Source organism: Bradyrhizobium sp., assembly GCF_019242285.1.
Taxonomy (GTDB): domain Bacteria; phylum Pseudomonadota; class Alphaproteobacteria; order Rhizobiales; family Xanthobacteraceae; genus Bradyrhizobium.
The window spans coordinates 1-11,229 of sequence record NZ_JAFAVV010000935.1 but is presented as its reverse complement, the minus strand read 5'-3'; the positions used below and the strand labels follow the sequence as shown (position 1 = coordinate 11,229).

The following is an 11,229-nucleotide window of genomic DNA, read 5'->3' as shown; positions in this document are numbered from 1 at the left end:
CCGTGTGCTGCACGAGCGGCTCGGCATCATCGACAATGCCCACAAGAACCTCACCGACCTGACCTCGCAGGTCACGACGCTCCGCGACGTGCTTGCCAACAAGCAGTCGCGCGGCGCCTTCGGCCAGGCGCGGATGGAGGCGATCGTCCAGGACGGCATGCCGCAGGGCGCCTATGAATTCCAGTACACGCTCTCGACCGGAAAGCGGCCGGACTGCGTCGTGTTCCTGCCCGACCAGCGCCCGCTCTGCATCGACGCGAAATTTCCGCTGGAAGCGATGACGGCGCTGCATGCTGCGCGCACCGATGAAGACCGCAAGCTGGCCGGCCAAAGACTGCGCAGCGACGTGATGAAACACGTCGCCGATATCGCGGAGAAATACCTGATCACCGGGGAGACCCAGGACACCGCACTGATGTTCGTGCCGTCGGAATCGGTCTATGCCGAGATTCACGACGGCTTCGACGACGTGATCCAGAAGGCCTATCGCGCGCGCGTGGTGCTGGTGTCGCCCTCGCTCCTGATGCTGGCGATCCAGGTGATGCAGCAGATCCTGCGCGACGCCAGGATGCGCGATGCCGCCGACCAGATCCGCACCGAGGTGCTCAGCCTTGGCGACGACCTCACCCGCTTGCGCGACCGCGTGCTGAAACTGCAGAAGCATTTCTCCGACGTCAACGAGGACGTCCGTCAGATCCTGATCTCGGCCGACAAGATCGAGAAACGGGCGGGACGGATCGAGGAGCTCGATTTCAGCAAGGAGCCGGCGAGCGAAGCGCCGCGGCTGGTGAAATCAGCCACGCCGGAGTTGTTCCCGCCGCGACGATTGCAGGCGGGGGAGTGAGGCAGGTTGCGGAGACTTGACGGTCGTCAAAAGTGTCGGTCATGTCCCCGAACATAGGTCGGCTATCTCTCCGGATTAAACATCCAAGCCGGGCGATGACTGTCTTTGTGTTCTTCCATCCGGCAATAGAATGACCGCACCCGACGCCACAGAAGCAAATAGCGTAACTGTGCCGAAAGCTACCTCGGCCACTTCCTGGCGTGAGGTGCTGATGATGTATCTGCAGCGGCGCGTGCTGGTCGTGCTGCTGCTAGGCTTCTCCGCCGGCCTGCCCTTCGGACTGACCGGCCAGACGTTACAAGCCTGGATGACGGAGAGCGGCGTCGATATCAAGACCATCGGCCTGTTTGCCTTCGTCGGCACGCCGTACTGGACCAAGGTGTTCTGGTCCCCGGTCGTCGATGCTCTCGACATCCCCGTTCTGAGCGGCCTGCTCGGCCGGCGCCGGGCCTGGCTGCTGCTGACGCAGTTGCTGCTGCTGGTCGCCATCATCCTGCTCGCGAGCTGCGATCCCCGGGGAGCACCGGGTCTCGTGGCCGCCGCCGCGCTGTTCGTCACGACCGCGTCCGCGACACAGGACATTGTCATCGACGCCTTCCGCGTCGAGAGCCTGCCCGAGAGTGAGCAAGCCGCGGGCATGGCCTCCTACGTGGCCGCCTACCGGGTCGCGGTGCTGGTGGCAGGCGCCGGCGCGCTGCTGCTGGTCAGCGGCTTCGTGAACTGGGGGCTCGAACAGCCGCGTGCCTATGGCGCGACGTTCGTCGTGATGGCGCTCCTGGTCGCGATCGGCATGCTGGCGACGATCCTCGGGGTCGAGCCGGAATCATCGCACCTTGCCGACGCCGAGCATGCTGCTCCCGGCCACGACGGCGCCGCCCGGCGAGTCATCGAAGTCGCACTCGCGAGCCTGAAGGATTTTCTGTCCCGCGACGTCGCCGCGGCCATCCTTCTGTTCGTCGTCCTGTTCAAGCTCGCCGACGCGCTGGCCACTGCGTTGAACACCACATTCGCGCTGAAGATCGGCTTCTCGCGCGTCGAGATCGCCGCGATCCAAAAGGGCGTCGGCTTTGCCGCAGCCCTGCTCGGCGGCTTTGCCGGCGGCTTTGTGGCCCGCTCCTTCTCGCTGAGCCGGAGCCTGTGGATCGGCGGCATTCTGCAGACGGTCGCCATCCTGGCCTTCGCGTGGCAGGCCGTGATCGGCCGCGATCTGGCCTGGCTGACCTTCGCGATCACGGCCGAACAGTTTACCGCGGCGGTCGGAACCGTGACCTTCGTCGCCTATCTATCCGCGCTCTGCGGCAACCCGCTGCACACGGCGACCCAATACGCCCTGTTGACCGCGCTGACCGCGCTCGGACGTACGGTGTTCGCGGCCGGCAGCGGCTATCTCGCCGACGCGACCGGCTGGGTCGGCTATTTCCTGTTCTGCGTGGCCGCAGCACTGCCGAGCTTCGTCCTGCTGGCCTACCTGCAACGGCAGAGACATTTCGACGGCCTGCGGACGCGCGTCTGATCAATCCGCCGGCAGCAGCTTCCACTCGGGCACGGCGACGTCGCCGGTGTGCCAGGCGGTCTGCGCGCAGAACAGCTCCACCGCCTGCACCGAGACTCTCCGACCGAGCAGCGGCTCGAGCTGACGTTCAGACGCCTCGGTGAGAGTGAAGAGATGGAAGACGGTGACGGCGTTGCCGGGTGCGCAGAACTCGTCGTCGGGTGGCATCATGCGGGGCTCGCTGACGAGCTGGTACGCCTTCATCCCAGTTCCGTTCGGATGGGTGGTGTGGACGACGCGCAGCGTGCCCGTCAGCATATCGCCGTCGTTGATCGGCGGCTGCGCCCGCGCCGCAACGCAGAGCACGAACGCGGCGATGACGCTGGCGCGACGAAGGGCGTCCGCATCGACGGCTCGTTCCACTCAATGCCCGTTCACGACGCTCCATTTGGAGACGATGGCATCGCTCATCTCGCCGGCCGCCTGCGCGCAACTGACCTCGCCGACCTTGATCGAGACCTCCTTGCCGACCAAAGACTGCAATTGTGTAGCCTGCGCCGGGCTCGTGGTGACGAGCTCGAAAGTTTCCGGACCGGTTTCGAGATTGCAGAGACCGCTCGGCGGCGGCAGCCGCCGCGGCTCGCTGGTGATCTGGTAGGTCGCGATCCGCTTGCCGGTCTTGCCGTCGCGCACGCGCATCGCCTCGAGCTCGCCCGACAGCACGTCGCCGGCATTGATCAGCCTGGCGGGCCTCGCCACCGCACCGGTCTGCTGGGCCCGCGCTGTCGGCACGACGATCGCCGCCATGAGCGCGGCACAAGTCAGGCGCCTGGCGAATCGTCGTTTCGTCATGTCGCATTCCCGTGGACTGTCTGGAAGAGCTAGAACAGCGTCCGCTGCCGCATCGCTGCAGATAGCGTACCTTCGTCGAGATAATCAAGCTCGCCGCCGACCGGCACGCCATGGGCAAGACGCGTCACCTTGACATTCGCCTCGCCAAGCAGATCGGTGATGTAATGAGCGGTGGTCTGCCCATCCACGGTTGCATTCAACGCCAGGATGATCTCGCCGACCCGCGAATCATGTGCGCGCGCAACCAGCCCGTCGATGGTCAGATCCTGCGGGCCGACGCCGTCGAGCGGCGACAGCGTGCCGCCCAGCACGTGATAGCGCCCGTTGGTCGCGTTCGCCCGCTCCAGCGCCCAGAGATCGGCGACGTCGGCGACCACGACGATGATCGAGGGATCGCGGCGCGGGTCGGTGCACACCGTGCAGGGATTCTGCGTGTCGATGTTGCCGCAGGTCTTGCAGACCTCGATCCGCTCGATCGCGACCTGCAGCGCGGAGGTCAGCGGCGCCATCAGCGCTTCGCGCTTCTTGATCAGGTGCAGCGCCGCCCGCCGCGCCGAGCGCGGCCCGAGCCCCGGCAGCCGCGCCAGCAGCTGGATCAGGCGTTCGATCTCGGGGCCGGCAACGGCTGCGGGCATCGCGCGGAACCGGAACGAATCAGGCGCCGAGCCCGAGCAGCCCTGGCGGCAGGCCGAGCCCGCCGGCCAGCGACTGCATCTTCTCCTGCATCGCGGTTTCCGCCTTGCGCCGCGCATCGCCATGCGCGGTGACGAGCAGATCCTCCAGCACCTCGCGGTCCTCCGCCTTCATCAGTGACGGATCGATCCTGATCGCCTTCACTTCCATCTTGGCGGTCATGCGCACGCTGACGAGGCCGCCGCCGGAACTGCCCTCGACCTCGACATTGCCGAGTTCCTCCTGCATCGCCTGCATCTTGGATTGCAGTTGCGCCGCCTGCTTCATCATGCCGAGAAAATCGGGCATCCGCACCATCCTCGTGATCCAGAGCTCATGATCTAGAAGTCGTCGCCGTCGGGTCCCTCGTCAGGGTCCGCGGCGCCGAGGTCTGCTCCGTCTATATCGGCCTCCGGCGGCTCCGGCGCAAGCTTGCGCACCTCGATCACCTTGGCGCCGGGGAAGCGCGCCAGCACCTCCTTCACCCGCGGATCGGCCTCGGCGGCCTGCTCGCGCTGGCTCTTCTCGACGAGGCTCTGCTCGCGCAGCGTCGGCTGTCCCGCCTCATTGGAGACGATCACCGCCCAGCGCCTGCCGGTCCATTGCTCGAGCTTGCGCGACAGGTCGTTGATCAGCGTGCGCTGTGCGTGGCGCTCGAGCGCCACATCCAGCCGGCCATCCTCGATCCGCACCAGGCGGACATCGGTCTCCAGCGCGGATTTGGTCAAGAGATCGCGCTTCTCGCCGGCGAGCGCGACCAGTTGGGGAAAGCTGGTGATCTTCAGCGCCGGAGCGGATTCCGCCGCGGGCGCAGGAGCGGCCTGATGCGGACGCAGCGAGGCCTCGGCGCCGCCGCGCGGCAAGGTCGCCGCGCGAACGGGAGAGGGAGCGACCGAAAGCTGCCCGGAAGGCGCGGGCACGGCGCGCGGCAGGGTGCTGGCTGCGGCCGATAGCGAGGCGGCGCCGCCGTTCTGCTCGACCATCCGGATCGCTTCGTCCGGCGTCGGCAGGTCGGCGACATAGGCGATGCGCACCAGCACCATCTCCGCCGCGGCCGCGGGCCGGGTCGCGGTCTGCACCTCGGCGATGCCCTTGAGCAGCATCTGCCACATCCGCGACAGCACCCGCATCGAAAGTTTCGATGCGAAATCACGACCGCGCAGCCGCTCGGTCTCGCTGAAGGCAACGTTATCCGCCGTCGCCGGCACGGCCTTCACGCGGGTGACGAAATTGACGAACTCGGCGAGATCGGACAGCACCACCACCGGATCGGCACCGGTATCGTATTGCTCGCGGAACTCCTGGAACGCGCTGGCGATGTCGCCGCGCGCCAGATACTCGAACAGGTCGATCACCCGGGTGCGGTCGGCAAGCCCGAGCATCTGCCGCACCGCATCCGCGCGCACGCTGCCCGCCGCGTGTGCGATCGCCTGGTCGAGCAGCGACAGCGAATCGCGCACCGAGCCCTCCGCGGCACGGGCGATGATGCCGAGCGCTTCCGGCTCGATCTCGACGCCTTCCTTGGCCGCGATGTTCGACAGATGCTTCATCAGCACGTCGGCCTCGACCCGGCGCAGGTCGAAGCGCTGGCAGCGCGACAGCACGGTGACCGGGACTTTCCGGATCTCGGTGGTCGCGAACACGAATTTGGCGTGCTCCGGCGGCTCCTCCAGCGTCTTCAGGAAGGCGTTGAAGGCCGCCGTCGACAGCATGTGGACTTCGTCGATGATGTAGACCTTGTAGCGGGCGCTCGCCGGCGCATAGCGCACGCTGTCGTTGATTTGGCGCACGTCGTCGACGCCGGTGTGGGAGGCCGCGTCCATCTCCAGCACGTCCATGTGCCGGCTTTCCATGATCGCCTGGCAGTGCACGCCAAGCCCGGGCATGTGGATGGTCGGCCCCTTCACCGAGCCGTCCGGCAATTCATAATTCAGCGCACGGGCGAGAATGCGCGCGGTCGTGGTCTTGCCGACGCCGCGCACTCCGGTCAGGATCCAGGCCTGCGGAATCCGCCCGGTTTCGAAGGCGTTGGAGACCGTGCGGACCACGGCGTCCTGGCCGATCAGGTCGTCGAAGGAGGACGGCCGGTATTTGCGCGCCAGCACGCGATAGGGCTTCGTCGCCTCGATATCGGGGCCGCCGGCCGGGCCGGCGCTATCGGGCGGATGCGAGGGAGCGCCAGCGTCGGTCATCAATCGATCCGCAACTTGATAATCTCTCGGGCCGGCCTTGCGGAACGAAGCGAGCGCGCCGGGCCGCCCGGCGACCTTCCCACGCAATTCGCTCGAAAACAGGGTAGGAGACTGACGAGCGACCCGATCCGGACCTCGTTAGGGCTGCTTCCTTCCGGACCTGACCCGGTTGGCGAGTGGCTCGTCCACCGCCAATCTCCCGCCGCCTATTTGGGACCAAAAGCGCCGGAAAGCAAGCGGCGACGGCCGCTATTCCCGAGGCCCTCGCCCAACACGGCAAAAATGCGTGGATGCCGGGCAAAAAGGCGCGCATGACGGGTGTTGTTTGCGGCCTCGGTCTCTGCGACGGTGAGGACGCCATTTTCGAGACATCCATGCCCGATTCCAACTGGTCGCTGCACCCCCAGCTCAAGAAGGACACGATCGACATCGGCGACCTGCCGCTGTGCCGGGTGCTGGTGATCCAGGACGCGCATTACCCCTGGCTCCTGCTGGTGCCGCGCCGCGAGGAGATCGTCGAGATCATCGACCTCGCCGAGGTCGAGCAGGCGCAGTTGATGACCGAAGTCTCGCGCGTGGCCCGCGCGCTGAAAGAGGTCACCAAATGCGACAAGCTCAACATCGCAGCGCTGGGCAACGTGGTGCCGCAGCTTCATGTCCACGTCATCGCGCGCCGCACCAGTGATGCCGCCTGGCCGCGCCCGGTCTGGGGCGCGATGCCGCCGCTCGCCCATGACCCGGAAGAGGTGCAGAACTTCATCCGCGTGCTTCGCCGCAAGATCTGGCTAGGTTGAGAACAGGAAATGTCAGCATTTGATGCCTTCCCGCTCGGACAACCGGGCTTCGTCAGCAACATCCTCGACCGCGCCGCGCATCTGCGCGGCAATGACGAGAAGCTGATGTCGCTCGAGAGCAATCCCGCCTCGCGCGCCTATGTGGTGCATCGCGATTCGCTGGTGGTGAGGAAGGAAGGCGACGGCTCGCGCGCACTGCTGTCGATCGATGAGGCGCTCAAGCTCGGCGCCAATCCCGGTACGATCTTCTTGGGGTTGCGCGACGGCGTGGCCGTATTCGGCATGGGCATTTCGGGACAGGCGGCGGAGAAGCTGATCGGCCGCGACGACGTCGCCGTCAGCGAGTTGCGTGGCATGGCGATGCAGGGCGTGGTGCCGCCCGACCAGCTTTCGGCGATCGCGATGGCGAAATCCATGGTGAACTGGCACCAGCGCCACGGCTTCTGCGCCAATTGCGGCGCGCGCACCGCCATGAAGGAAGGCGGCTGGAAGCGCGACTGCCCGAGCTGCAAGGCCGAGCACTTCCCGCGCACCGATCCCGTCGTCATCATGCTGGTGACCTCCGGCGACAAGTGCCTGCTTGGCCGGCAGCAGCGCTTCCTGCCCGGCATGTATTCCTGCCTTGCCGGCTTCGTCGAGGCGGCCGAGACCATCGAGGACGCGGTCCGGCGCGAAGTGCTCGAAGAGGCCGGGATTCGCTGTACCGACGTTCGCTACTACATGACGCAGCCCTGGCCCTATCCCTCCTCGTTGATGATCGGGTGCACCGCGCGCGCCACCCACGAGGACATCGTGGTCGACCGCACGGAGCTCGAGGACGCGCGCTGGTTCGACCGTGCCGAGGCCAAGCTGATGATCGCCCGCCAGCATCCCGACGGTCTCAGCGGCCCTCATCCCTTCGCGATCGCCCACCACCTGGTGGGGCAATGGCTGCATGGCAGCTAACCATCCATCGATGGCAGACTTGCGCTAGAAGGATTTTCTCTATATGAGGGTTTTATGCTCCCCATATGGAAAAAATTCCTCCCATGAGCGACGTCGCCATCCAAGGCCACGATACCAGCCGCCGGCTCGATGCCATCGACCGCAAGATTCTGATGGTGCTGCAGGAGGATGCCTCGCTGTCGGTGGCCGAGATCGGCGACCGCGTGGGGCTGTCCTCGACGCCCTGCTGGAAGCGGATCCAGCGGCTCGAGGCTGACGGCGTGATCCTGCGCCGGGTCGCGCTGGTCGACCAGAACAAGATCGGGCTCGGCATCACCGTGTTCGTTTCGGTCGAGAGCTCGGACCATTCTGAAAGCTGGCTGAGGAAGTTCGCCGAGGCGGTCAGTGCCATGCCCGAGGTGATGGAATTCTATCGGATGGCCGGCGACGTCGATTACATGCTGCGGGTCGTGGTCGCCGACATGCCGAGCTACGACGTGTTCTACAAGCGATTGATCAGCGCCGTGCCTCTGAAGAACGTGACCTCGCGCTTCGCGATGGAGAAGATCAAGTCGGTCACCGCGCTGCCGGTGCCGGCCGCCTGAAAGTGGGTTGCCACCCCTCTGATCATTTCGATGCCCTGTCCGTAGAACTCCGTATCCGAATCTTCAGCAGCGATTAGCCTTCCGGTCGCATGCTGGTTCCATGCAGCGGCAAGGAGTGATGACGGCGTCGCGGTGGCCCGGCTGGCTGAACGCCGCCGTGTTGCTCGTTGCGAGCTGGATCGCGATTGCCGCGCTGACGTTGCAGGTTCGTCCCGACGCCGAGGTCGTTGCCGTGGCTTTCCCGCCATGGTGGGACGCGAGGCAGGCCGTTCTGGCTGCGGCTTCCGCCAATGCCGCGATCGTGAGGACGACGGCGCTGCCGTCGCTGATGATCGTGCGGCCCGACGGGCGCGACGGCATCAGGCGGCTGCAAGCGGCTGGCGTCTGGCTCGCGATGGATCCGCAGGCGGTCGCCGCCTGCATTTCGAGGTAGTTGTACTGGGGGTTGGGAATGACGATCGAAAGCGACGACCTGGCCAAACTGCGCGAGACCGCCAGCAAGGCGCTGCTCATCGTGCTCTGGCTGCATCTTCCGATCGCCTTCCTGATCGGCGTGCTGCGCGACAGCGGCTGGATCGTGCCGTGTCTCTTCATGGCGGCGATGGCGCTGACTGCGACGCTGTCGTGGCGCGCCGTCGGCAACACGGTGCCGACGCAGTTGGTCGTCGCCGTGGCGCTGATGGGTGGCGTCTCGATGTTCGTCTACGAGCTGTCGGACCATTCCTGGCAGATCGACATGCACATGTATTTCTTCGCAGCGCTCGCCTGCCTCGTCGCCTATTGCGACTTTCGGCCGATCGTCGCCGGCACGGTCGCGGTGGCGCTGCATCACCTCGCCCTGAACTTCGTCGTGCCCGCGGCGATCTATCCCGGTGGTGGAGATTTCGGACGGGTCGTCCTCCACGCCGTAATCCTGCTGATCGAGGCGGGCGTGATGATCTGGCTGGCCCACACGCTGTCTCAGTTGTTTGCGACCACGGCGCAGAAGACCGCCGAGGCGCAGGCCGCCAATACCGCCGAAGCGCGCACCAACCGCGAGCGCAGCGAATCCGAGTGGCATGCGAAGCAAGAGAGGGATGCCGCGCGGCGCGAGCTCGCCGCCGGCTTCGAGCGCAAGGTCGGTACCATCGTCGAGGCCGTCGCGGTGGCGGCCAACGAGATGCAGGCCCTGTCGTCGTCGATGAGCAACAACAGCGCGGAAACGGCGCGCCGGACGGCCACCGTGGCCGATGCCTCGACCGAGGCTTCGACCAATGTGGAAACGGTCGCGGCGGCGACCGAGGAGCTGACCGCGTCGATCAGCAGCATCTCCCAGCAGGTCACCCGCTCGGCCGCAATCGCGGGCAAGGCCGCGGACGAAGCCCGCCGCACCAATGCCGTGGTCGAGGGGCTGGCCGCTGGAACGCAGAAGATCGGCGAAGTGGTCATCCTGATCCAGAACATCGCGAGCCAGACCAACCTGCTCGCGCTCAATGCCACCATCGAGGCTGCCCGCGCCGGCGAGCACGGCAAGGGCTTTGCGGTGGTCGCGAGCGAGGTCAAGGCACTGGCCAATCAGACTGCCAAGGCCACCGAGGAAATCTCCGCGCAAGTGCAGCAGATCCAGAGCGCGACGGGAGACGCCGTCCATGCGATCCAGGCGATCGGCGGCACGATTTCCGAGATCGACTCCATTTCCAAGGACATCGCCACCGCCGTCGAGCAACAGGGTCTCGCGACGCGCGAAATCTCCGGCAACGTGCAGCAGGCCGCCAACGGCACCCGCGACGTCAACACCAACATCCTGAATGTGTCGCGCAGCTCCGAAGAGGCGGGCGCGTCGGCGGCCAAGCTCCTGGTCTCCGCCAATGGCCTGTCGTCGCAGGCGGAGCGGCTGAAGTCCGAGGTCGCGGGCTTCCTCGGCTCGCTGCACGCGGCGTAAGCGAAAGCCGCCGCGCTTTCGTCAGCCCGCCTTGAACAGCGGCAGCGCGACATTGACCCTCGTGCCCCCGCCCGGGGCAGCGGTGAGCTCGATGGTGCCGCCATGGGCCTCGACCAGGCTGCGCACCACGGCGAGGCCGAGGCCGGCGCCTCCGGTCGCGCGGCTGCGCGAAGCCTCGAGGCGGTTGAATGGTTCCAGTATCGCTTGGCGTGACCGCTCGGGAATCCCCGGTCCCTCGTCGTCCACGGAGACCACGATCGCCTGGGGCCGCAGGGCGGTCCGGACATGGGCGGCGCCGCCGTATTTCAGCGCATTGTCGACGATGTTGGCGAGAACCCGCCGCAGTGCGAGGCGGTCGCCGAGCACGATCGCCTGCCACGCCCCCTCTTCCGTGACGACATCCACCGCATCGCCCTGCGCGTGCCGGTCCTGCACGTCGGACGAGACCAGCGCAGCGAGTTCGACCATCTCCTGCGCCAGCCCTCCGGCGCCTGTGCGCGCCGACAGCAGCGCGTCGTCGAGCAGGCGGATCATGGCGTCGATATCGGCGATCGCGCGCTGCCGTTCGGCGGGCTCGGGAATCTGCTCGACGCGCAATCTGAGCCGCGTTGCGAAGGTCCGCACGTCGTGGGCGATGCCGCCGATCAGCGTCATGCGGGCGCGCAGCATCTCGCTGAGCCGCCCCTGCAGGCGGTTGAAGGCCGCGATCACCGCGCGGATTTCCGGCGCGCTGCGCCGCGCAGGATCGAGCGGTGGCGGATCGGCCGACAGGTCGACACGATCGACGGCCGCGGCGAGCCGGGCCAACGGCCGCGTCTCACGCTGCATGACCAAAAGCGCGAGCAGCGCGATGATGGTCCCGAACAGGCCCGCGCCGAAGCCGACCGGCAGCCCCAATGGCGTGATCGGCAACCGCGTGTAGGTGTCGATGAC

General features: G+C 66.6%; 13 protein-coding genes and 1 other RNA gene. 7 read left to right on the top strand and 7 right to left on the bottom strand.

Going from position 1 to position 11,229, the window contains the following annotated elements; genetic code table 11:
- Together JOY90_RS38310 and JOY90_RS38305 are read left to right on the top strand one after the other, a co-directional pair.
- Positions 1-844, top strand: an 844-nt coding sequence (locus tag JOY90_RS38310; protein WP_291696270.1) for a DNA recombination protein RmuC, incomplete at its 5' end; no start/stop codon positions are given.
- A gap of 130 nt (positions 845-974) precedes the next feature.
- Complete coding sequence (locus tag JOY90_RS38305) at positions 975-2,357, top strand: MFS transporter (protein WP_291696269.1); 1,383 nt, start codon at positions 975-977, stop codon at positions 2,355-2,357.
- On the opposite strand, the gene JOY90_RS38300 is transcribed toward JOY90_RS38305, so the two are convergent.
- The 6 genes from JOY90_RS38300 to ffs all read right to left on the bottom strand — a co-directional run bounded on the left by JOY90_RS38300 (position 2,358) and on the right by ffs (position 6,252).
- Positions 2,358-2,759, bottom strand: a complete 402-nt coding sequence (locus tag JOY90_RS38300) for a hypothetical protein (RefSeq protein ID WP_291696268.1) — start codon at positions 2,757-2,759, stop codon at positions 2,358-2,360.
- Positions 2,760-3,188 (bottom strand): hypothetical protein, encoded by a 429-nt coding sequence (locus JOY90_RS38295; RefSeq protein ID WP_291696267.1) that lies wholly within the window; start codon positions 3,186-3,188, stop codon positions 2,760-2,762.
- Between the two features lie 29 nt (positions 3,189-3,217).
- Entirely contained in the window at positions 3,218-3,823 is a 606-nt protein-coding gene (recR, locus tag JOY90_RS38290) for a recombination mediator RecR (RefSeq protein ID WP_291696266.1), read from the bottom strand.
- A 19-nt stretch (positions 3,824-3,842) separates the two neighbouring features.
- Positions 3,843-4,169: a YbaB/EbfC family nucleoid-associated protein gene (locus JOY90_RS38285; RefSeq protein ID WP_291696265.1), complete on the bottom strand. Its 327-nt coding sequence runs from the start codon at positions 4,167-4,169 to the stop codon at positions 3,843-3,845.
- Between the two features lie 32 nt (positions 4,170-4,201).
- Entirely contained in the window at positions 4,202-6,052 is a 1,851-nt protein-coding gene (locus JOY90_RS38280) for a DNA polymerase III subunit gamma/tau (RefSeq protein WP_291696264.1), read from the bottom strand.
- Positions 6,053-6,155: 103 nt separating this feature from the next.
- Positions 6,156-6,252, bottom strand: an RNA gene (gene ffs / locus JOY90_RS38275) — signal recognition particle sRNA small type.
- A gap of 174 nt (positions 6,253-6,426) precedes the next feature.
- Between ffs and JOY90_RS38270 the strand changes: the two genes are divergently transcribed.
- From JOY90_RS38270 to JOY90_RS38250, 5 genes are all read left to right on the top strand, one after another.
- Positions 6,427-6,846 (top strand): HIT domain-containing protein, encoded by a 420-nt coding sequence (locus JOY90_RS38270; protein ID WP_291696271.1) that lies wholly within the window; start codon positions 6,427-6,429, stop codon positions 6,844-6,846.
- A gap of 9 nt (positions 6,847-6,855) precedes the next feature.
- Positions 6,856-7,791, top strand: coding sequence for an NAD(+) diphosphatase (gene nudC / locus JOY90_RS38265; protein WP_291696263.1), 936 nt, complete (start codon positions 6,856-6,858; stop codon positions 7,789-7,791).
- 83 nt (positions 7,792-7,874) lie between these two features.
- A complete protein-coding gene (locus tag JOY90_RS38260) occupies positions 7,875-8,375 on the top strand; it encodes an Lrp/AsnC family transcriptional regulator (protein WP_291696262.1) in 501 nt (166 codons plus the stop codon).
- Positions 8,376-8,493: 118 nt separating this feature from the next.
- On the top strand, positions 8,494-8,808 hold the full coding sequence (locus JOY90_RS38255; RefSeq protein WP_291696261.1) for a hypothetical protein: 315 nt from the start codon (positions 8,494-8,496) through the stop codon (positions 8,806-8,808).
- A gap of 18 nt (positions 8,809-8,826) precedes the next feature.
- A complete protein-coding gene (locus JOY90_RS38250) occupies positions 8,827-10,296 on the top strand; it encodes a methyl-accepting chemotaxis protein (protein WP_291696260.1) in 1,470 nt (489 codons plus the stop codon).
- Between the two features lie 21 nt (positions 10,297-10,317).
- Here the strand turns inward: JOY90_RS38250 and JOY90_RS38245 are convergent.
- On the bottom strand, positions 10,318-11,229 hold a 912-nt coding region (locus JOY90_RS38245), incomplete at its 5' end, for an ATP-binding protein (RefSeq protein WP_291696259.1).